Consider the following 20,903-nt stretch of genomic DNA (forward strand, 5'->3'; position numbering starts at 1 on the left):
CCCCGAATTCAAAAGATTTATTTCCTGCCTTGCCCAATTTCGCACGTGCCTGTGGTCGTGTGTCAGTCGGTAGGTATCCGGACAAGAGGCCGGACAGCCGCCAAGGGGTGGAAGAACCGAGGGTCGCTTACGTCCATCAGGACACGAGGCGGCCAGCCTCCCTCTCCAGGGATGCCGTTGAAGGTCTCACCACTCTTTGCAACCGTGACTGGCAGCCGGAGGCGAACCGGCGCACCCCGCTCTCAACGGGGGACGCGACTTAAAGCAACGACGGATCGGGCTTTTTTGGTCTCTACCGGCAGTCCAACGCCGGCGCGGGCTACTGAAAAGGCTTGTCCTTCATTGCCAGGTGAGCGGGCGGGAAACTCTCCCAACCAATCCACGGCAGCACAGTCTGGTTTGAGTCTTTTGGCTTCGTTGCGCCTCCATCGCGCAATGTGGCCAGAGCACTCCTATCCGACGTCACGTTGATGCGGATCCCGTCGCTGGGGCCGTTGGAGAGTGCCATGACCGAACGTATCCAGGAATTCCTGCGTCACCGCCGCAGCGAAGGTCGCGACACCGAGCCGTGCCTCGTCGTCGACCTCGACGTCGTGCGCGACAATTACCAGACCTTCGCGAAGGTGCTGCCGGACAGCCGCGTGTTCTATGCGGTCAAGGCCAACCCGGCGCCCGAAGTGCTGTCGCTGCTCGCCTCGCTCGGCTCCTGCTTCGACACCGCGACCGTCGCGGAGATCGAAATGGCGCTGGCCGCCGGCGCGACGCCGGACCGCATCTCCTATGGCAACACGATCAAGAAGGAGCGCGACATCGCGCGTGCCTTCGCGCTCGGCATTCGCCTGTTCGCGGTCGACTGCGCCGCCGAGGTCGAGAAGATCTCCCGCGCCGCTCCCGGCGCCAAGGTGTTCTGCCGCATCCTCTATGATTGCGCCGGCGCCGAGTGGCCGCTGTCGCGCAAGTTCGGCTGCGACCCGGAGATGGCGGTCGACGTGCTCGACCTCGCCAAGCGCCTGGGGCTGGAGCCGTGCGGCATCTCGTTCCATGTCGGCTCGCAGCAGCGCAAGGTGAAGGCGTGGGACCGCGCGCTCGCGATGGCCTCGACCGTGTTCCGTGACTGCGCCGAGCGCGGGATCAACCTCACCATGGTCAACATGGGCGGTGGTTTCCCGACCAAGTACCTCAAGGACGTTCCGCCGGTCCTGCAGTATGGCCGGTCGATCTTCCGCGCGCTGCGCAAGCATTTCGGCAACCAGATCCCGGAGACGATCATCGAGCCGGGCCGCGGCATGGTCGGCAATGCAGGCATCATCGAGACCGAAGTCGTTCTGATCTCGAAGAAGAGCGACGAGGACGAGGTGCGCTGGGTCTATCTCGACATCGGCAAGTTCGGCGGTCTCGCCGAGACGATGGACGAGTCGATCCGCTACGCCATCCGCACCCCGCATGACGGGGCGGACATGACGCCGTGCGTGCTCGCGGGCCCGACCTGCGATAGCGCCGACGTGCTGTACGAGAAGCTGCCGTATCCGCTCCCGGTGACGCTCGAGATCGGCGACAAGCTGCTGATCGAAGGCACCGGCGCCTATACGTCGACCTACTCGTCGGTGGCGTTCAACGGCATTCCGCCGCTGAAGACCTACCACATCTGACCTGCCTCCTTTTCGAGGCCTGATAAACCGGGAGCCGGCCCCGCCGGCTCCTTCCCGATCATTTTTGATTTTCTGAACGACGCTTGCCGCGGCGTACGACACGCCGTTGCAAGCGGGGACTGACGTGCCATGACTGCAAAACGGAACACCCCCGTTGCCCTCATCCGACAAGCCGCTCCGTTCGCGATCCGTGCGGAGCGAGCCTCGGACGTCGTCGCGCGTGAGGCGCTGCTGGATGCCTGCTTTGGCGAAAATCGCCATGCCCGCATTTGCCAGCGCCTGCGCGACGGACGCGCGCCCGCCGAAGGCCTGAGCCTTGCGGCCGTGCGCCAGGACGGCCGGTTGGTTGGAACCGTGCGGTTGTGGCACGTCAGCGCGGGGGGCCGCAGCGCGCTGATGCTGGGGCCGCTGGCAGTCGACGACGACTGCCGCGGCCTCGGCGTCGGCGCCGCGCTCATGCAGCGTGCGCTGGCCGTGGCCAAGGCGCGTGGCCATGGCGCGGTGATCCTGCTCGGCGACGCGCCCTACTACGCCCGTTTCGGCTTCTCTGCCGGCAAGACCGGCGAGCTGTCGCTGCCTGGTGCTTTCGAGCGCGACCGGCTGCTCGGCCTCGAGCTTGTCGAGGGCGCGCTGGATGGCGCCTGGGGCATGATCACGCCGACCGGCGCTGTGCCTAAAGTGAAGGCATCGCGGAGCCGGAAGGCACCGCTCGCCGTGCCGCACGCGGCGTAGGGCGGGCCGCCATGTCGGAGCACATTCCCGCAACCGATGGCGCGCGCCCGCGTTGGCGCGGCCTGGTCACCACGGTCATGCTGATCCTGATCTCGGTCATGATCGTCAGGGACATCCTGATCCGGCGCTGGATCGGCACGCCGCCGTCCCCGCCGGACACCACGCAGCAGTCGCACTAGCGCCGGCTCGCAGGGCCAAAACCCAAGTCAGAATCTCAAGTCAGAATACCAGGTCAGAATCCGGGGGTTGCGCGGGCGGCAAAAATGCCCGTAAACCCCGCGCAAAGCCATTTTCAGCCGAGGTCCGACATGTCCCGCCACCTGATTTCCACCGGCTCTCCGTTCGAGAAGACCGCCGGCTACAGCCGTGCCGTGATCGACGGCGACTTCGCCTTCGTCGCCGGAACCACCGGCTACGACTACAGCACCATGACCATGCCCGCCGATGTCACGAGCCAGTCACGGAACTGCTTCAAGACCATCGAAGCTGCCCTCAGGGAGGGCGGCTTCGCGATGGCCGACATCGTCCGCGCGACCTACTACCTCACCGACGTCAATGACGCGGACGCCCATTTCGCGGTCTGCGGCGAGGTTCTCGGCGACATTCGCCCGGCGGCGACACTGCTGATCGTCGCGGGGCTCTACAAGCCCGAGATGAAGGTCGAGATCGAAGTCACCGCGAAGCGTCGCAACCCCTGATCCACTCTACCCGCCGCTAGGCACTCTCCTGGAGAAAATGATGAGTCCCTCCTCGCAGATCTACGCGAAGATCACCGGCCCCATCGTGATGGTCGGCTTCGGCTCCATCGGCAAAGGCACGTTGCCGCTGATCGAGCGGCACCTCGACTACGACAAGTCGCGCGTCACCGTGATCGATCCCAAGGACGAGGGCCGCAAGGCACATTGCGAGCAGCACAATGTACGGTTCATCCAGAAGGCCGTGACCAGGGACAATTATCGCGAATTGCTGACCCCGCTGCTCACTGAAGGCGGCGGCCAGGGTTTTTGCGTCAATCTCTCGGTCGATACCGGCTCCACCGACATCATGGAGCTCTGCAACGAACTTGGCGCTCTTTATATCGACACCGTCAACGAGCCCTGGCTCGGCTTCTATTTCGATTCGTCGAAGGGCCCGGAAGCGCGCTCCAACTACGCGCTTCGCGAAGTGACGCTGGCCGCCAAGAAGGCGCGCCCGGCGGGCTCGACGACGGCCGTCTCCTGCTGTGGCGCCAATCCCGGCATGGTTTCCTTTTTCGTCAAGCAGGCGCTGCTCAATGTCGCCGCTGACCTGAAGCTCAATGCCCCCAAGCCGAAGACCAAGGCCGAATGGGCGGACCTGATGCGGCAGGCTGGTATCAAGGGCATCCACATCGCCGAACGCGACACCCAGCGCGCCAAGTTGCCGAAAGAGCCTGATGTCTTCGTCAACACCTGGTCGGTGGAAGGTTTCCTGTCGGAAGGCGTGCAGCCGTCCGAACTCGGTTGGGGCACCCATGAAAAATGGATGCCCGAGAATGCGCGTACCCACGAAGCCGGCTGCGGCGCAGCGATTTATCTGATGCAGCCCGGCGCCAACACACGCGTGCGGACCTGGTGCCCGACCCGCGGCGCGCAGTATGGCTTCCTCGTCACGCACAACGAGTCGATCTCGATCGCCGATTACTTCACGGTGCGTGACGCATCGGGCAAGGCGATCTACCGGCCGACCTGCCACTATGCCTATCACCCGGCTGACGATGCCGTGCTGTCGCTGCATGAAATGTTCGGCCGCGCAGCGAAGATGCAGGAAAAGCACCACATCCTCGACGAGAACGAAATCGTCGACGGCATCGACGAACTCGGCGTGCTGCTGTTCGGCCATGACAACAATGCCTACTGGTACGGCTCGCAGCTCTCGATCGAAGAGACCCGCAAACTCGCGCCCTATCAGAACGCCACCGGCCTGCAGGTGACCTCGGCCGTGCTCGGCGGCATGGTGTGGGCGCTGGAAAACCCGAACCAAGGCATCGTCGAAGCCGACGAGATGGATTTCGATCGTCTGCTGGAAATCCAGCTGCCGTATCTCGGCCCGGTGAAGGGATTCTACACCGACTGGACCCCGCTGACGGATCGTCCGGGACTGTTTCCGGAAGATATCGACACGAGTGATCCCTGGCAGTTCCGGAATATCCTGGTGCGGTGATCGACCACCACGCCTTGAGAACGAATGCCCGGCCTCGCGCCGGGCATTTTGCTGTCAGCCGCCGCTCACTTCGCCATGTAGTCGAATGCCACCGAGCCGAGGCCGAGCGTCAGGTCCGCCTTGTAATGCAGCGCCGAGACCACCTCGCGCACCGGCAGGCGGGCGACGTCGCACAGCGCGTGCGGAAACAGGCCGAGCGCGGCGGGACCGGTCCAGGCTTCCTTCAGCACGACATCGTCGAGATGAAAGCGCACCAGCTCGCAGATCCGCGGGGTGCCGTCGACATGCGGGATGATCTTCAGGATGAAGTTCGGCGCCTTCATCGCATTCAGCACGGTGTCGTGGTCGACCTTGCGGTGCTTGTAGCCCATGGTGGCGGAGGCGCAGAGCACCGAGCCGTAATGCAGCGAGCCGACCAGGACATCGCTTTCGATCTCGATCTTCGGCCGCGCCAGCTTCTTCGGAAATCCCCACAGCTCGCGGCCGCCCGCGATCGGGGCCTCGTCGTCGAGATACATCGCGTGGGTATAGGCCCCGAGTTCGCCCTTGAAGCGGACCGGGATCACCTGCCCGGTCTCGGTGTAGTCGCCGAAGCCGGTCGAGTCGGGCATGCGGATGAATTCATATTTCACCACCGGCTCGGCGACCTCGAGCGGCTCCGGCACCACGGCCGCGAGCGCTTCCGGGTCGGTCTTGTAGGTGATGATGAAATATTCGCGGTCGAAGAACCGGTACGGCCCCGGCGGGAACGACGGGTTGGTGAGCGGCATCGAATAGGCGGTGCGGCGGACGTCCTCGATCTTCATGAAAGGCCCCGATCTGTCGTTGGCGAGACGGCAGATTATGGCGGGCGCCGGCGGCGGAGGCGAGACCGTATAAGCGGCAGCGTTCGTCAAATGCGCGTCACAATGCGCTGACCGGCAGCGCCTATTTCTTCTCGATCGGCGGCGCAGTCTTCTCGGCGGGTGCCGGCGGCAATGCCGGCCTGGCGCCGGCCTTCTGCGCGTCGGCGTCGGGACGGGCCGGCTGCGGCGCCGGCGTGGTCGGCCGCTCGCCGCCCGGCTTCGATTCGGCCGGCGGCGCGGTCTGCTGCGGCTCGGGCGACGGCGTGGTCTGGAGCGGCTGGGTCGCCTGCGCCATCTCCTGCGGCGGGGCCGCGTTGATCGCGTGCAGCGACAGCACCGCGATCGCGACGCCCGCCACCACCAGCGTGGAGGCGATCATCATGTCGTTCCGCAGCCTGGTCCGATCCGCAGCCATCTCGTTCACCTGCATTGTCAGCGAGGTCAACGATTCCGTCACGGCATGGTTCCGAAGTGTCCGGTTACGGAACCCAGCGTCAATCCGTGGTGCTGATCTCCCAGGTCGCGTGCCGCACGCCGGGCTGATGCTGCAGGTCGACCACCACGGCATTCAGCTCGTTGGGGTCGACCGCGGTGGAGACTAGTGTTGCCACGATCTCCAGGAAGTCGTCGCCGGCCTCGACCACATTGACATCGGCGACCGGATAGTTCGCGGCCTCGAGCTTTTCGACCACGCGGTCGCGCATGTCGGGCAGCGCCTCGGGAGTGACCGCGAGCTTGAAGTAGTAGGTCGCCTCCGAGGCCTTCTCGTTCAGCGGGATGCGGTTGATGGCGTTGACCAGCGGGCGCAGCAGCGTGTTGCCGGCGATCACGAACACGGTCAGCGCCGCCGCCTGCGCGACCAGATCGGCGCCGGCGCAGGAGCCGACCGCGGCCGAGGCCCACAGCGTCGCCGCGGTGTTGAGGCCGCGCACATCCATGCCCTGCTTCATGATGACGCCGGCGCCGAGGAAGCCGATTCCCGACACCACATAGGCGATCACCCGCACCGCGCCGTCGGCACCCGCCAGATGCATTGCGAGATCGACGAAGGCGGCCGCGCCGACCGCGACCAGCACGTTGGTGCGCAGCCCCGCAGTACGCTGCCGGTACTGCCGCTCGGCGCCGATCAGCGTGCCGAGCACGAAGGCGGTCGTCAGGCTGACCAGCGTGTCGATGAAGTCGGCGAGCTGGAATGTCGTGAGAAACCGCATGACGCTACCCCGGCCTAGCGCTTCGGATGCCGCGATCTCTTACATTTCCAGGATGCCCGCGTCACCATCTTCCGTGCCGAAGGCGAGCAGCGTGCCCTTGGCATTCCATCCGAGCGCAGACACCGCAGTGCCGGCGTTCCGCCGCACCAGGATCTCGGCGCCGTCTTCGAGCCGGACCATCAGCACGGTGCCGTCGGCATAGCCGACCGCCATGACGTCGTTCTTCGGATGGCAGGCGACCACCGCGACTCGCGCCGGCATCGGCGCCAGCATCGCCGGCTCCTTGCCCATCGGCCCGTCCTTGCTGGTGAACGGCCAGACGATCACGGTATCGGCGCCCGAGGTCGCGAGCCCCTTGCCGCCGGCGCTCCATGACATCGAGCGCACCCGGCCGGGATAGCCGCTCATCCGCATGTGCCTGTTGTCGGCGAGCCGCCAGCCATGCATCGCCGGCTCGTGCATCGCGGTGACGAGGAATTTGTTGTCCGGGCTGAACATGACGGCGAGATGCGAGCCGGCCCATTCCAGGAATTCCGGATTGGCCGCCATGTTGGGAAACCACAGTGTCACGCCGTTGTAATGCGCGATCGCAAGCCGCAGGCCCTTCGGCGCAAACGCCAGCCCGCCGACGGTCGACGGCACCTCGAAGGTTTTGGCCTCGCCCTTGGCGCCCTGGACGAACGCGGTCTTGCCCGCCGACCACGCCACGGTGCCGTCGCCATGCAGCGCGACATTGTCGATCCAGCGCCGCTTGGCGTCGGTCGCGAGCGTCGAGGTCTCGCCCTTGGCGTCGATCGCGATCAGCTTGCCGTCGTCACCGCCGGTGACAATCCGCTTGCCGTCGGACGCCGCGCACAGGATGGCGCCGAAATGCGTCTCTGTCCGCGTGATCTCACCGTCGGCGGTCGCGATCGCGACACCCTCCTCGGCGCCGACGAAGAACGCGCGGTCCCCGAGGAAATGCACCGAGCTAACAGCCGCGCCGAGCGGGAGCTGCTTGACGCGGTCGGTGATCGAAACGATGGAAGAAGGGGCCTCGCCCGGATCGAACTCTTTCATCACGTGGTGATGCACTGCTCGAAGCCGTCGCGGATCGCCTGCTCGGGCAGTTCGCGACCGATGAACACGACGCGGCTCTCGCGCTTCTCGCCGTCCTTCCATTTCCGCTGGTGGTCGCCCTCCAGCATCATGTGGACGCCCTGGAACACGTAGCGGTCGTCATCGCCGGTGAAGGCGAGGATGCCTTTCGAGCGCAGGATCTTCTGGCCCTCGGTGGCGACGAGCTGTTGCAGCCAAGGCATGAACTTGGTCGCGTCGAGCGGCTTCTCCGAGCGCAGCGACAGCGATTGCATGTCCTCGTCGTGATAGTGCTTCAGCCCATGGCCATGGCCATGGCCGTGATCATGATGATGGTGGTGATCATGGTCGTGATGATGATGATCGTGGTCGTCGCCGGCCTCGAGGAAATCGGGCTCGATCTCCAGGATGCGGTCGAGGTCGAACGCGCCGCGCTCCAGCACGTCGGCGATTCCGACCTGGCAGCGCTCAGTGCGATGCAGCTTGGCATACGGATTGATGCCGCGGATGCGGGCCTCGACCTCGGCAAGCTCGGGCTTGGAGACGAGGTCAGTCTTGTTCAGCACGATGACGTCGGCGAACGCGATCTGGTTCTTGGCTTCCGGCGCGTCCTTCAGACGGTCGCTCAGCCATTTGGCATCGGCGACGGTCACGACAGCATCGAGCCGGGCGTTCTTCTGCACGTCCTCGTCGACGAAAAAGGTCTGCGCGACCGGCGCCGGATCGGCGAGGCCGGTGGTCTCGACGATGATGGCGTCGAACTTGCCCTTGCGCTTCATCAAGCCGTCCATGATGCGGACGAGGTCGCCGCGCACCGTGCAGCAGACGCAGCCGTTGTTCATCTCGAACACTTCCTCATCGGCGCCGATGATGAGGTCGTTGTCGATGCCGATCTCGCCGAATTCGTTGACGATGACGGCGTATTTCTTGCCGTGGTTTTCCGACAGGATGCGGTTGAGCAAGGTGGTCTTGCCGGCGCCGAGATAGCCCGTCAGCACGGTCACAGGAATTTTTTGCGAAGCTTCAGCCATAACAACTCCGGGAACTTGGGTCCGCGCTCAATCCCCGGCAGGGAGGCCCCTGCCCCTAGTCGGCGAGCGCGCTGGTCAGGGCCTTTATATTGTGCCTGACCATATCAATGTAAGTGGGGACTTGGCCCTTTTCGCCGGTCAAACTGTCCGAATACAGGGTGCCGCCGACCCTGGTCCCGGTCTCGGCCGCGATCCGCTCGATCAGGCGCGGATCGCTGATGTTTTCGAGAAAAACTGCTGGAATTTTTTCAGCTCTGATCTGGGAAATGATGGCCGCGATATCGCGTGCGCTGGGCTCGGAATCGGTGGAGACCCCGAGCGGGGCGATGAAGGCGACGCCATAGGTATCGGCGAAATAGCCGAAAGCGCCGTGGGTCGAGATCACCTTGCGCCGGCCTTGCGGTATTTTCGCCACCGCTTCCCGCACCTCGCGGTCCAGCGCGTCGAGCTTCGCCAGATAGGCCTCGGCGTTGGCCTTGAAGGTCGCGGCATCGCTGGGGGACGCGGCGACCAGCGCCTCGCGGATGTTGCCGACATAGATTTTTGCATTGACGACCGATTGCCAGGCATGCGGATCCTCATGGCCGCCACGCTGGCGCGGCGTGATCCCCGTCGTCGCCACCACGACCGGCGCCTTGCTGCCGGAGGCCTGCAGCAGCCGAGGCATCCAGCCCTCGAAGCCGAACCCATTGACGACAAGCAGCCGCGCAGAACCGACTCTCTTGGCGTCCGCCGGCGTCGGCGCATAGACATGGGCGTCACCGTCGGGCCCGACCAGCGCCGTGACATCGACCCTGTTACCACCGACGTTGCGCACCATATCGGCAAGGATCGAGAAGCTCGCCACCACGTTGATGCGTTCCGCGGCGTGCGCCGGACCGCTCGCCACCACCAGCGCCAGACAAATCAACCCAAGCAAACGCCGCATCGCACTCACGCCTCGAGATGGCGGCCGGGGAACAGCTGCCGCACCAAACCACTGACATTGCCGAACAGCAGCGACACCAGATAGAGCCCGGCCGCGACCAGGATGATCGCGGGGCCGGAGGGAATCCGGGTCTGGTACGACAGCACCAGCCCGGCATAACCGGACACAATCGCGCTCGCGACCGCGATGCAGATCATCGTGGTGATGTCGCGCGACCAGAACCGCGCGATGCCGGCGGGCAGGATCATCAGCCCGACGCCGAGCAGCGTGCCGAGCGCATGGAAGCCGTTGACGAGGTTGACCACGACCAGCGCGAGGAAGGCGAGATGCGCCGGCGCGCCGGCCCGGCTCACAGTGCGCAGGAACACCGGATCGACGCATTCGATCACCAGCGGACGATAGATCACCGCGAGCACCAAGAGCGTGATGGTGGCGTTGAACGCGATCACCAGCAGGGTCTGGTCGTCCATCGCTAGGATGTTGCCGAACAGCACATGCAGCAGGTCGATATTGGTGCCCTTGATGGAAACAATCGTGACACCGAGCGCGAGCGAGACCAGATAGAAGGTCGCAAGCGAGGCGTCCTCCTTCAGCTCGGTGGTGCGGGCGACCAGGCCCGCGAGCAGCGCCACAGTAAAGCCCGCGATCAGGCCGCCGGTCGTCATCGCGAACAGATTGAGCCCGGATAGCAGGAAGCCGATCGCTGCCCCCGGCAGGATCGCATGCGCCATGGCGTCGCCGACCAGGCTCATCCGCCGCAGCATCAGGAACACGCCAATGGGCGCGCCGCCGAGCGACAGCGCGATCACCGCCGCGAGCGCGCGGCGCATGAACTCGAATTCGGTGAAGGGCGTGATCAGCGCGTCTGAAAGCATTGGCGTCAGGCGGCCCGTGAACTTGGATCGGCGGCGCAAGCGCCGGCGCTATCGTCGAACGCCTCGCACATCCGCATCGCGACCATCAGATTGTCTGCGGTCAGCGCCTCTGCGGTCGGGCCCCATTCCACCGGACCGCGCGCCAGGAGCAGCGTCTCCGGGAAATTGTTGCGCACCATGTCGAGGTCGTGCAGCGCCGCCAGCACCGTGCGCCCCTCGCCGTTCCAGCGCTTCACCAGCGCCAGCAAATCGGCCGTGGTCTTGGCGTCGATGGCGTTGAACGGCTCGTCGAGCACGATCAGACGGGCGTCCTGCAGCAGCACGCGCGCGAACAGCATGCGCTGCATCTGGCCCCCCGACAGCGTGCCGATCGGGCGGTTCTCAAAACCGTTGAGGCCGACGGCGGCGAGTGCCGCCAGGATCTTGTCGCGCGCGCCCTTGCCGATTCCGCCGAAGAAGCCGGTCGAGCGCCACAGCCCGGTGCCGACGAAGTCGAACACCGAGATCGGGAAGGTGCGGTCGATGTCGGCGGACTGCGGCAGATAGGCGATGTCGCGATGGTCGAGCCCGTCGAGATCGATCACGCCCGACAGCGGCTTGAGCACGCCGGCGATGCCGCGCAGCAGCGTCGACTTGCCGGCGCCGTTCGGGCCGATCACGGCAAGCAGCGCGCCCGCCTCGACGGCACCGTTGAGATGATGCACCGCCGGGTGGCGGTCATAGCCAAGGGTAACGTCCCGGAATGTGACAAGCGCACCCATACTCACCTCATCGCCAGCCAGACCACGCCCCACAGGCACGCAGAGACCGCAACCGCCGCGGCCAGCCGCGCCGGCACGGTCATGCGCAGGATCGACCAATGCGCGGCCTGGGCCGGATGCCCCGCCGGGCCGTGACTGTGGGCGTGCGGATGGGGGTGGTCGTGGTGGTGGTGCTCGTGGGTATGTGTATGCGCCATGGACAGACTGTTATATTATAACATAACGCGAGTCTACAAACGAGGAACTCATGGCGGATGCGCAAAACCGGGAGAGATTCGAGCTGCGCCGGCAGAGTGACGACCTCGTCTATCTCTTCGTCCGCAAGACCCGCCCCGATGGAACCGTCGGCTACCAGCGCCAGGATCAGGATCTCTGGATTGAGCACCGGCCGGATTGGGGCTGGGTCGCCTGGGACCCGGAAAGCCAGTCCTGCACCGGCCGTCCCTGGAACGTGCTGCCGGCCGACCAGGTCGACCACCCGCCGGAAGGCGACTGGGTGAGCCGCAAGGGGGCGAAGTCGTATGTCTATCGGCTGGTGTATGTGAGCTAGGCGAAGGGTCATCGCGGCGCGGGCCCTCCGTTCGTCGCGGCGGCGCAGACGGAGACGGAAATGGGGATATTGCTCGATTCAAGATGTCAAACACGCGGTGTCATCACCCGCGCATGCGGGTGATCCGGTAATCCAGAGGCGTCGGTGATTGAATCGAGAGGCCGCGGCGTACTGGATCGCCCGGTCAAGCCGGGCGATGACAGTTGTGGGTGGGACGTACCTTCGCATTCTCGCGACATGTTTTGCCCGAGTTCTACTCTTCGTTTCGCCCTCTCTCTCGCAGAGGGCGCAGGGAAAGCCGGGTGCCGATCCCATCCATGGGCCCCGCCTTTCAGACCGCAGCGAGCGGCAGGCGGCCTGACGCCGATCCGGCTTCACTGCGCCTTCGTTGCAGCGTCGGTGTCGTAGACCACACCGCAGACCCTGTGCGCGTAGCAGGAGCGCAGATGACATCGTTGGTCCAGCGCACAGCCGCCGTAGATCAGGGCGAAATAGCCGAGCACGGCGAAGGCGGTCACGCCAAGAAGGCATCTGGTCCAGATATCCATCGACGACGACCTTAATCCATTCGGCAGCGAGACCGCCAAGGGCTCGGCTCCTTTTTGTGCACCCCAACCGCAAACAGGTTCGGGCCGCCGGCCCTGCTGACACCATGCTGTCAGCAGGACGGGCGTACGCAGACCTTGCACGGGTGCAACCCCGGGCAGGGATTGGGAGGAAGCGCGGCATGCACGATCGCTCGTCTCAGATCGCCCCACAGCGACCGAGCTTGATCACGTCAGTTCTTGGCCTTGGCGTATTCCTGATCCCGTTCGATGTGACCGCTGTCGTGGTTGCGCTGCCGGGCATTGCTGGGGATCTCGGGTTTGCCGTTGCCGGAGCCGCCTGGGTCATCGACGCCTACAGCCTGGCACTCACCGGCGCGCTGCTGGCATCGGGCGCACTCGCGGACCGCTTCGGTCGCCGGCGTGCGATGCTGGCCGGCAACATCGTGTTTCTGCTGGGTTCGATCGCCTGCGGTGCGGCGACGAGCGGTCCGCTGCTGCTCGCTGCACGGGCCCTGCAGGGTATCGGCGCGGCCTTCCTGATCACGGGCGCGATCGCGCTGGTCGCCGGGGCATTTCCCCATCAGGGCCAACGGGCAAGGGTCTTCGGCACCATTGGGGTGATCTCGGGCGTTGCCATGGCGCTTGGCCCAACCTTGGGGGGCCTGCTCGCTGCCTGGTGTGGCTGGCGCTGGATCTTCCTTGCCAATATCCCGTTTTGCCTGGCGCTCGCGCTCGCCGTGCCACGGATTATCACCGAGACGCATGAGCCGGGCGGGCGCCCGCTCGATCCTGTTGGCATCGTGCTGCTGACGCTGTCGCTGGGTCTCGCCATCGACGCGTTGTTGAGACATGACGCCTCGCCGATCGTGAGAGCGACCGGCCTGATCGCAGGCGTGGCGACCGCCTTCGGGTTCGTCTGGCAGCAGTGGCGCAGCCTCAATCCGGTGCTCGACCCGCGCGTGTTCGCGACAGCACCGATGATCGGGGTCGGCGTGTCGTTGACCGCCCTCCAGTTCGGTTACTGGGCAACACTGGTCTATCTGCCCCTGTTCTTGAGCGCCGGTCTGCATGTCAGCATGGACGTGGCGGGTGTGGCGCTGCTTGCGGCAACGTTGCCAATGCTGCTGGTCCCGCTGCTGGGTGGGCGCTTTGTCACCCGATGGGGCTGGCGGCGCTTCTTCATGGCGGCCCTTGGTGTTGTCGCTTCGGGAGACGCGCTGCTTGTGGTTGCCGCGCTGTCTGCCGACGCCGCGATCCGCGGCATCGCGACGTCGGCCGGCATGCTGACGATCGGCATCGGAGCAGCACTGGCGAACCCGCAATTGGGAAACGTCGCCTTGGCCCTCGCTCCGCCGGCGCAGGCGGGCATGGCCTCCGCCATGACAATGATCGTCCGTCAGGCCGGCTTTGCCGTCAGCATTGCCGCGCTGGGGGCGATGCTCAAGACAACGGATATGGCGTCGGCATTCGCGGCTCCATTCGTGCTCTCGACAATCGGGGCCATCGTCGGCGCGGTCGGTGCCGCGACGCTGTTTCCTGGTGCGCAGACCGAAATCTAAGAAGGCCAGGCGGGTCAGCGCTAAACGCGCGCCCTATCCCTTTGTCATTCCGGGGCGCGCCACTTGGCGCCGGCCCGGAATCCATTCCTCCATGGAGTATGCGGCCCGATGGATTCCGGGCTCGTGCTTCGCACGCCCCGGAATGACGAAAGCTGTTCACGCCTCCCGCGCGTAGCTCTTCAGCCTCGCCTCGAGCACCGCCATCACCTGGTCGCGGACCGGATCGCGGGAGCCTTTCAGCCAGGCGGCGGCGAGCGGCAGGCGGCCGGCGGCGCTGCCGCGCTTGAGTCTGAGGGGAACGAAACGCACGCCCGGGATCGCCATCCGTGCGGTCCATCGCGGCACGATGGCAACGCCGAGCCGCGCCGCGACCATGTTGACGATGGTCTGCTTCTCGTCGGCGATCTCCTGGATGCGCGGCGTCAGCCCGGCCTCGTCGAACAGCTTTGTCGTGAGATCGTGGCTGTGCGGCCGCGAGCGGCGCTCCGGCACGATCAAAGGCTGATCGGCGATATCGGGCAGCACGATCTGCTTGCGCCGCGCCAGCGCATGTGTGTGCGACAGCGCCACCACGGCGGTTTCCTGCAGCAGCGGAGTGAACTCGATGCGCCGATCGGGCCGCTCCGGCGGGCGCACGAAAGCGAGATCGAGCGCGCCCGACAGCAGTTTTGGCAATAGCCGGATGGTCTTTTCCTCGAGCAGTTGCACAGCGACTTCGGGATGGATCGCGCGGAGGTCGCGCAGCAGCGGCGGCAGCAGGCCGGCCGCGGCGCTGTCGATCGCGCCGATCCGGAACCGCCGCGCCTGCGGCTTGCGCAGACGGTGGCGAAAGCCGTCCTCGATCGCCTCGGCGCGACCGAGCAGCGCGCGGCCCTCGCGCAGCAGCACAGAGCCGTCCTCGGTCAACGACACCGCACGCGTGGTGCGCGCAAACAGCCGCACTCCGAGATCTTCTTCCAGCAGCTTGATGTGGCGGCCGAGCGCCGACGGCATCATTTGCAGGCGCTGCGCAGCGCGGCCGAAATGCAGTTCCTCGGCAGCCGCGACGAAGCAGCGAAGCTGGTGCAGTTCCAAGATGCTGGCTCCTTTAGACATCGATTCCGTCATGCCCGGCCTTGTGCCGGGCATCCACGTCTTGGCGGCACGAAGAAAGACGTGGATAGCCGGGACGAGCCCGGCCATGACGACCCGGTGAGAAGACGGAGACCCGATTATATCATTTTTTTGTATAAACCGGCGCGGATTGAAGCGGAAGGGCGCGAGCCTCTAGGCTTGCCAGTGGTGCGGCGAAATGCGCCGTCCCAACAAACAAGACGAACCCCGGGGAAGCCCATGGAAAGCGAGCTTGGCACTCGCGTGTTGCGCAAGATCTCACTGCGCATCGTGCCGTTCATCATGCTGCTGTACTTCGTGGCCTTCATCGACCGGGTCAATATCGGCTTCGCGTCGCTGACCATGAACAAGGACATCGGCCTGTCGCCGACCGTCTACGGCTTCGGCGCCGGTATCTTCTTCTGGGGCTATTTCCTGTTCGAGGTGCCCTCCAACATCATCCTGCACAAGATCGGCGCGCGGATCTGGATCGCGCGGGTGATGATCACCTGGGGCCTGGTCTCGGCGGCGATGGCGCTGGTGCAGGGCGCGACCAGTTTCTACGTGCTGCGCTTCCTGCTCGGCGCCGCAGAAGCCGGCTTCTTCCCCGGCATCATCCTCTATCTCTCCTACTGGTTCCCGGCACGGCAGCGCGCCGCGGTCACCGCGCTGTTCATGGCCGCGGCGCCGCTCTCGACCGTGCTCGGCTCGCCGGTGTCCGGCGCGCTGCTGGAGATGGACGGCCTGTTCGGCTTCAAGGGCTGGCAATGGCTGTTCGTGCTGGAAGCGGTGCCCGCCGTGCTGCTCGGCTTCGTGGTGCTGGGCTTCCTGACCGACCGGCCGGAGCAGGCCAGATGGCTTGCCGACGACGAGCGCGCCTGGCTGGTCAAGACCATGAAGGCGGAGAACGACGGCAAGGCCGCGACCGCGAGCCACAGCATCTGGCGCGGCCTTGCCGACCCGCGCGTGCTGGCGCTGTCGCTGGTCTATTTCGGTACCTCGGCCGGGCTCTACACGCTTGGTGTGTGGGCGCCGCAGATCATCAAGGCGTTCGGCCTGTCGTCACTCCAGGTCGGCTTCCTCAACGCGGTGCCTGCAACCATTGCCGTGATCGCGATGGTGCTGTGGGCGCGGCATTCCGACCGTACCGGCGAGCGCACCTGGCACGTGGTGCTGGCCTGCCTGATGGCATCAGCGGGCCTTGCGCTGGCCGGCCTGTGGACCGGCCTTGCCGCCGTGATCGCGGCGCTGACCTTGGTCAATATCGGCATCTCCTCGTCCAAGCCGCCGCTGTGGAGCATGCCGACCATGTTCCTGTCGGGCTCGGCCGCCGCGGCCGGGATCGCCACCATCAACTCGATCGGCAATCTCGGCGGCTTCGTCGGGCCGGCGATGATCGGCTGGATCAAGGAACGCACCGGCAGCTTCGAGGGCGGCCTGTATTTCGTCGCCGGACTGCTGGTGCTGTCAGCCGTGCTCACGCTGCTGCTGTCGCGTGCGCAAGGCGCACCTGTGCCCGCCGAACCGCAACCCAATCCCGTGCAAACCCGCTAACAACAGATCCGGAGACAACCCATGCGCACCCATTCCATCGCCGCCATCCCCGCCGACGGCATCGGCCCCGAAGTGATCTCCGCTGGTGTCCGCGTGCTGGAGGCGCTGGCAAAGCGCAGCGGCGACATCAGCTTCAACGTCAAGACCTTCGACTGGGGCTCGGACTATTACAAGAAGCACGGCGTGATGATGCCGGCCGATGGCCTCGCGGAGCTCAAGAAGTTCGACGCGATCTATTTCGGCGCGGTCGGCGCGCCCGACGTGCCCGACCACATCACGCTGTGGGGCCTTCGCTTACCGATCTGCCAGGGTTTTGATCAATACGCCAACGTGCGGCCGACAAAAATCCTGCCCGGCGTCGCCTCGCCGCTGCGCAATGTCGGCGTCGGCGATCTCGACTGGGTGATCGTGCGCGAGAATTCCGAAGGCGAATATGCCGGGATGGGCGGCCGTGCGCACAGAGGCCTGCCGGAAGAGGTCGGCACCGAAGTCGCGGTCTTCACCCGGGTCGGCGTGACGAGGATCATGCGCTACGCGTTCCAGCTCGCGCAGTCGCGGCCGCGCAAATTCCTCACCGTGGTGACCAAGTCGAACGCGCAGCGCCACGGCATGGTGATGTGGGACGAGATCGCGGCCGAGGTGGCGCGGGAGTTCCCCGACGTCACCTGGGACAAGATGCTGGTCGACGCCATGACGGTGCGGATGACGCTGCATCCGAAGAGCCTCGACACGATTGTGGCGACCAACCTGCACGCCGACATCCTCTCCGATCTCGCCGGCGCCCTGGCCGGCAGCCTCGGCGTGGCGCCGACCGGCAACATCGATCCGCAGCGCCGCTTCCCCTCGATGTTCGAGCCGATCCACGGCTCGGCTTTCGACATCACCGGCAAGGGCATCGCCAATCCAGTGGCGACCTTCTGGACCGGCGCGCAGATGCTGGAGCATCTCGGCGAGAAGGACGCGGCCGCGCGATTGATGGCGGCAGTCGAGAAGGTCTGCGCGGCCGGCGTGCTGACGCCCGACGTCGGCGGCACGGCGACGACGAGGGAAGTCACGGACGCCGTGATCGACGCGATCCATGGATCGAATGTGTGAGGGGCAGGCGCACCAGCTATCCGCGAACTCCGTTCGCCTCTCCCGCTTGCGGGGGAGGCCGGATCGCACCGTAGATGCGATCCGGGTGGGGGCTCTCTCCACAGCACGACTCGCGGAGGGAGCCCCCACCCCACCCTCCCCCGCAAGCGGGAGAGGGAGCCCTACCAGGGTGCTCACCTCACGAGAGCAGCGCGCTCACCTCGCCGACGTCCCCGCCTCCGCGCAATTTGTCAGCCGCGCCGGCACGCCGACGGCGGTGCAGCCGGCGGGCACGTCCGACGTCACCAGCGCGCCGGCGCCGATCTTGGCGAAATCGCCGATCGTGAGATGTCCGATCACCGTTGCGCCGGCACTGAGCAGCACGCCGCGGCCGATCGTCGGAGCGTGGCGCGGGTCGTCCTGATGGCGCGCGATGGTGACGTTCTGCAGGATCGTGACCTCGTCGCCGACGGAGGCCAGCGCGCCGATGATGATGCCGGTGCCGTGATCGAGGAATACCGCGGTTCCGACCCGGGCCGACGGGTGAATGCTGATCTGCAACTGGTCCGCCGCCGCACTCTGCATCAGCAGTGCGAGGTCGGGGCGGTCCTGGCGCCACAGCCAGTTCGCGATCCGCCAGGCCTGCAGCGCGGCGTAGCCCTTGAAGTTGAGGAGCGGCGGCAGGAAGCCTGAGATCGCCGGATCGCGGCGCACGATCGCTGTGAGATCAACTGCCGCGGCATCGACCAGCGCGGACTCGGCCGCATACGCCTCGCGGGCCGCACGCGCAAACTGCGCACGATCGGCCTCGGCGCGGCCGATGCGCCGGCCGATCAGGAACGCGAGCGCGCCGCCGAGTTCGCCCTGATCCAGGATGAAGGCGGCCGATGCTTCGAGAAAGGGATCGGCGACAACAGCGGCTTCCGCTTCGCGCCGGATCGAACGCCAGAGGTCGTCAGAACTCGCCGTCACGTGCGTCGCCATGATCTTCGCCTCATCGTCCGGGTCGCCGACGATAGAGTGGGCGCGACCGCCCCAAAACGCAACCAATTGCGTCTGCTTCGAGGCGCGGCGCGATTTCCATTTGCGCTTCGCTCACATTATGCTTGTGCTTCTCTCACCGTAAGCTAATTGTCCCGATGCTCCATCCGCTCATGAACAATACGAAGTGGGATGAACTGCGGCTCGCAATGTACGCCATGGTACCGGCGCCCCCTCTGGAGCACGCTCTGTACGAATGGCTACCGTTCGGCTCCGGAGAACGGGTGGTACTATCATTTTCGCAGCGGCGGATATGGAGACATCGTCTACGTCGACATTTTCGCCAACGATCCAGAGCATCGAGAACGTATCCGTCAAGTGATCAAGCAGATCCATCTGCCGGGCGAGGAAATCGAGAGCGGTTTCCGCATCTATGGCTACGCAGAGACGGGACAAGCGGTCGACTATCTCTGACCGCCCCAAAATGCAAACCGCCCGCTTGCTCATCGCAAACGGGCGGCTCAGGGCCATCAGGTGTTATGGGGGCACATCGCCTGAAGGCTCAGCGCTTGCCTTCCGTGATCAGCTCTGCGGCGGCTGGTCGTTCGGCGGGGTCGGACGGGTCTTGTGTTGCGCCATGAAGGCGTCGAACTCTTCCTTGTCCTTGGCGTGGCGCAGGCGATCGAGGAAGTTCTTGAACTCGACCTGCTCCTCCTCGAGACGGCGCAGCGTGTCCGTGCGGTACTCGTCGAAGGCGCGGTTGCCGCTCGAGGGCGAACCGAAGCCGCCGAACGGGAAGCCGCGGCGCTCCATGCGGCTCTTCATCCGCTCCATCCTGTCCTGCATGCGCTCCATCTTGTTCTGCCAGCGATCCATGTCGTTGTGACTCCAACAGGCCATCTTTCTGCTCCCGAGTGTGAAAAAGAGAAGGGCGAGACCGATCGGCCACCAGATCATGAAACCAAGGATGATCCCGGCGATCTTCAGGGGATGCCACGGCGTCGCGTAGAAGTAGGGGCGGTAGGGTTCTTCGACGGGGCCGCGCCAGCGATTGACATCAGCGGTGTAGGCCATTTCCTTCTCCATGACGGCATCACGCCGTTGTGAATGTAAATAACATTTACATAGATAGCCGACCCCTTGGGAAAGTCAAGCAGCGCGGATGACGCACCCCTGGGATTATTTTTGAAATTTTATTTCGGCTTGCCCCAGGGACCAGGCTTGTCACCGGCCGACTTGTCGTCGGCGGGCGCCTCGGCACCCGGCCTGCGATCGGTGAGGAAGCCGAGGCCGCGCAGATAGATCAGCACTTCGGCTTCGAGCAGATCCTCCGGCGACATCGGCAGCTTGCGCCGTGCGGCATCGCCGCGGCCGAACAGCGAGGCCACACCATGCGACATCGACCAGATGTGCAGCGCCATCATCATCGCCGGTGGGCGCGGCGTGCCGGGCGGCGCCAGCGCCGCGAGCCGCTCGGCGGCGGCGCGGATGATCGCAAACGCGCGTTCGCTCGCGGCCATCAGGGTCGGATTGGAATCGACCGGCAGGCCGGATTCGAACATCGCGGAGTAGAACGCGGGCTCCTCGCGGGCAAAGGCGAGATAGGCCTTGCCGACCCGCTCGAACGCCGAGACGGTGTCGGGGCGGCCGTCGTCCCAGGCTTGCGTCAAGAGCGATTCGAACTGCTCGAAGCCGCGCTGCGCGATGCTGGCGATCAGCTCGTCGCGGTCGCGGAAGTGCCGGTACGGCGCGGCGGGGCTGACGCCGGCCATCCGCGCGGCGTCGGCGAAGGTGAAGCCGGCCGGCCCTTTCTTCGTGATCAGGTCGAGGGCTGCCTGCAGCAACGCCTCTTTGAGATTGCCGTGATGATAGCCGCGCTCGGCGCGGCCTTGGTCCTTGCGCCAGCTCATGTGAACGGCTTTTACATGAGCCGGCGGTAAAGGTCACTAGGCCACCGGTCCTGGTCGACCCAGGACAGGTGGCCTAGATTCTTGCTTCAACGCGTTTTTCCGCTGGAAAACGCTGGGCGCCGGGACGCGGGGTTAATCAAGATTAACGGATAGGTGGCGCGGGGGCTCGCTGCTCTCGCTCGACCAGAGCAGCCCGGCTCAAGCCAATGGCTCCATCTTCCCCTTCCCCCTGAAAGGGGGAAGGTCGGGATGGGGGTCAGCCGCAGCCGACGCTGTATGCGGGGAGAGCAGATCCCCACCCGCTTTGCTCTCGCGAGCAAAGCGACCTCCCCTTTTCAAGGGGAG

Annotated in this window: 25 protein-coding genes; 10 read left to right on the forward strand and 15 right to left on the reverse strand. The window is 65.5% G+C overall.

What is annotated here, in order from left to right; all coding sequences use genetic code 11:
- Positions 1–319: 319 nt before the first annotated feature.
- On the reverse strand, positions 320–508 hold the full coding sequence (locus tag V5279_RS38155; protein ID WP_029077539.1) for a hypothetical protein: 189 nt from the start codon (positions 506–508) through the stop codon (positions 320–322).
- On the opposite strand from V5279_RS38155, the gene V5279_RS38160 reads away from it, so the two are divergent.
- The 5 genes from V5279_RS38160 to V5279_RS38180 all read left to right on the forward strand — a co-directional run bounded on the left by V5279_RS38160 (position 507) and on the right by V5279_RS38180 (position 4,562).
- Entirely contained in the window at positions 507–1,649 is a 1,143-nt protein-coding gene (locus V5279_RS38160; RefSeq protein ID WP_338692068.1) for a type III PLP-dependent enzyme, read from the forward strand. The genes V5279_RS38155 and V5279_RS38160 overlap by 2 nt on opposite strands.
- Positions 1,650–1,778: 129 nt before the next feature.
- Positions 1,779–2,381 (forward strand): N-acetyltransferase, encoded by a 603-nt coding sequence (locus tag V5279_RS38165; RefSeq protein WP_338692069.1) that lies wholly within the window; start codon positions 1,779–1,781, stop codon positions 2,379–2,381.
- Positions 2,382–2,392: 11 nt separating this feature from the next.
- A complete protein-coding gene (locus tag V5279_RS38170; RefSeq protein WP_338692070.1) occupies positions 2,393–2,560 on the forward strand; it encodes a hypothetical protein in 168 nt (55 codons plus the stop codon).
- Positions 2,561–2,689: 129 nt separating this feature from the next.
- The gene (locus V5279_RS38175; protein WP_338692071.1) at positions 2,690–3,079 is read left to right on the forward strand and encodes a RidA family protein; all 390 of its coding nucleotides are present in this window, start codon (positions 2,690–2,692) and stop codon (positions 3,077–3,079) included.
- A 40-nt stretch (positions 3,080–3,119) separates the two neighbouring features.
- A complete protein-coding gene (locus tag V5279_RS38180) occupies positions 3,120–4,562 on the forward strand; it encodes a homospermidine synthase (RefSeq protein WP_175619363.1) in 1,443 nt (480 codons plus the stop codon).
- A gap of 65 nt (positions 4,563–4,627) precedes the next feature.
- On the opposite strand, the gene V5279_RS38185 is transcribed toward V5279_RS38180, so the two are convergent.
- From V5279_RS38185 to V5279_RS38225, 9 genes are all read right to left on the reverse strand, one after another.
- A complete protein-coding gene (locus V5279_RS38185; RefSeq protein WP_029077544.1) occupies positions 4,628–5,368 on the reverse strand; it encodes an acetoacetate decarboxylase in 741 nt (246 codons plus the stop codon).
- Positions 5,369–5,489: 121 nt separating this feature from the next.
- Positions 5,490–5,822, reverse strand: a complete 333-nt coding sequence (locus tag V5279_RS38190) for a hypothetical protein (RefSeq protein ID WP_338701616.1) — start codon at positions 5,820–5,822, stop codon at positions 5,490–5,492.
- Positions 5,823–5,901: 79 nt separating this feature from the next.
- Complete coding sequence (locus V5279_RS38195) at positions 5,902–6,618, reverse strand: MgtC/SapB family protein (protein ID WP_338692072.1); 717 nt, start codon at positions 6,616–6,618, stop codon at positions 5,902–5,904.
- Between the two features lie 39 nt (positions 6,619–6,657).
- Positions 6,658–7,677, reverse strand: coding sequence for a WD40 repeat domain-containing protein (locus tag V5279_RS38200; RefSeq protein ID WP_338692073.1), 1,020 nt, complete (start codon positions 7,675–7,677; stop codon positions 6,658–6,660).
- Entirely contained in the window at positions 7,677–8,726 is a 1,050-nt protein-coding gene (locus V5279_RS38205; RefSeq protein WP_338692074.1) for a GTP-binding protein, read from the reverse strand. Before V5279_RS38205 ends, V5279_RS38200 begins: the two co-directional genes overlap by 1 nt.
- Before the next feature lie 55 nt (positions 8,727–8,781).
- Positions 8,782–9,654: a metal ABC transporter substrate-binding protein gene (locus V5279_RS38210; protein WP_338692075.1), complete on the reverse strand. Its 873-nt coding sequence runs from the start codon at positions 9,652–9,654 to the stop codon at positions 8,782–8,784.
- A gap of 5 nt (positions 9,655–9,659) precedes the next feature.
- Positions 9,660–10,529, reverse strand: coding sequence for a metal ABC transporter permease (locus tag V5279_RS38215; RefSeq protein ID WP_338692076.1), 870 nt, complete (start codon positions 10,527–10,529; stop codon positions 9,660–9,662).
- Between the two features lie 5 nt (positions 10,530–10,534).
- On the reverse strand, positions 10,535–11,290 hold the full coding sequence (locus V5279_RS38220) for an ABC transporter ATP-binding protein (protein WP_338692077.1): 756 nt from the start codon (positions 11,288–11,290) through the stop codon (positions 10,535–10,537).
- Positions 11,291–11,292: 2 nt separating this feature from the next.
- Positions 11,293–11,487 carry a hypothetical protein gene (locus V5279_RS38225; RefSeq protein ID WP_338692078.1) on the reverse strand — a complete coding sequence of 65 codons (195 nt, stop codon included), beginning with the start codon at positions 11,485–11,487 and terminating at the stop codon, positions 11,293–11,295.
- A gap of 50 nt (positions 11,488–11,537) precedes the next feature.
- On the opposite strand from V5279_RS38225, the gene V5279_RS38230 reads away from it, so the two are divergent.
- Entirely contained in the window at positions 11,538–11,840 is a 303-nt protein-coding gene (locus V5279_RS38230; protein WP_338692079.1) for a hypothetical protein, read from the forward strand.
- Between the two features lie 374 nt (positions 11,841–12,214).
- On the opposite strand, the gene V5279_RS38235 is transcribed toward V5279_RS38230, so the two are convergent.
- Positions 12,215–12,427, reverse strand: a complete 213-nt coding sequence (locus V5279_RS38235) for a hypothetical protein (RefSeq protein WP_338692080.1) — start codon at positions 12,425–12,427, stop codon at positions 12,215–12,217.
- A gap of 140 nt (positions 12,428–12,567) precedes the next feature.
- Between V5279_RS38235 and V5279_RS38240 the strand changes: the two genes are divergently transcribed.
- Positions 12,568–13,947: an MFS transporter gene (locus V5279_RS38240; RefSeq protein WP_338692081.1), complete on the forward strand. Its 1,380-nt coding sequence runs from the start codon at positions 12,568–12,570 to the stop codon at positions 13,945–13,947.
- 156 nt (positions 13,948–14,103) lie between these two features.
- On the opposite strand, the gene V5279_RS38245 is transcribed toward V5279_RS38240, so the two are convergent.
- Complete coding sequence (locus V5279_RS38245) at positions 14,104–15,021, reverse strand: LysR family transcriptional regulator (RefSeq protein WP_338692082.1); 918 nt, start codon at positions 15,019–15,021, stop codon at positions 14,104–14,106.
- Between the two features lie 258 nt (positions 15,022–15,279).
- On the opposite strand from V5279_RS38245, the gene V5279_RS38250 reads away from it, so the two are divergent.
- Positions 15,280–16,593: an MFS transporter gene (locus tag V5279_RS38250; protein ID WP_338692083.1), complete on the forward strand. Its 1,314-nt coding sequence runs from the start codon at positions 15,280–15,282 to the stop codon at positions 16,591–16,593.
- Positions 16,594–16,614: 21 nt separating this feature from the next.
- Complete coding sequence (locus tag V5279_RS38255) at positions 16,615–17,688, forward strand: tartrate dehydrogenase (RefSeq protein WP_338692084.1); 1,074 nt, start codon at positions 16,615–16,617, stop codon at positions 17,686–17,688.
- Between the two features lie 195 nt (positions 17,689–17,883).
- Here the strand turns inward: V5279_RS38255 and V5279_RS38260 are convergent, their stop codons facing one another.
- Positions 17,884–18,651, reverse strand: coding sequence for a serine O-acetyltransferase (locus V5279_RS38260; protein ID WP_338692085.1), 768 nt, complete (start codon positions 18,649–18,651; stop codon positions 17,884–17,886).
- A gap of 189 nt (positions 18,652–18,840) precedes the next feature.
- Here V5279_RS38260 and V5279_RS38265 point away from each other — a divergent pair, with 189 nt between their 5' ends.
- Complete coding sequence (locus tag V5279_RS38265; RefSeq protein WP_338692086.1) at positions 18,841–19,122, forward strand: DUF6678 family protein; 282 nt, start codon at positions 18,841–18,843, stop codon at positions 19,120–19,122.
- 108 nt (positions 19,123–19,230) lie between these two features.
- Here V5279_RS38265 and V5279_RS38270 read toward each other — a convergent pair whose 3' ends face one another.
- A complete protein-coding gene (locus V5279_RS38270; protein ID WP_029077557.1) occupies positions 19,231–19,722 on the reverse strand; it encodes a DUF2852 domain-containing protein in 492 nt (163 codons plus the stop codon).
- Between the two features lie 119 nt (positions 19,723–19,841).
- Positions 19,842–20,558 (reverse strand): TetR/AcrR family transcriptional regulator, encoded by a 717-nt coding sequence (locus V5279_RS38275; protein WP_166298937.1) that lies wholly within the window; start codon positions 20,556–20,558, stop codon positions 19,842–19,844.
- Positions 20,559–20,903 lie beyond the last annotated feature (345 nt).

The organism is Bradyrhizobium sp. 26S5 (assembly GCF_036923295.1).
In the GTDB taxonomy this organism is placed as follows: Bacteria; Pseudomonadota; Alphaproteobacteria; order Rhizobiales; family Xanthobacteraceae; genus Bradyrhizobium; species Bradyrhizobium septentrionale.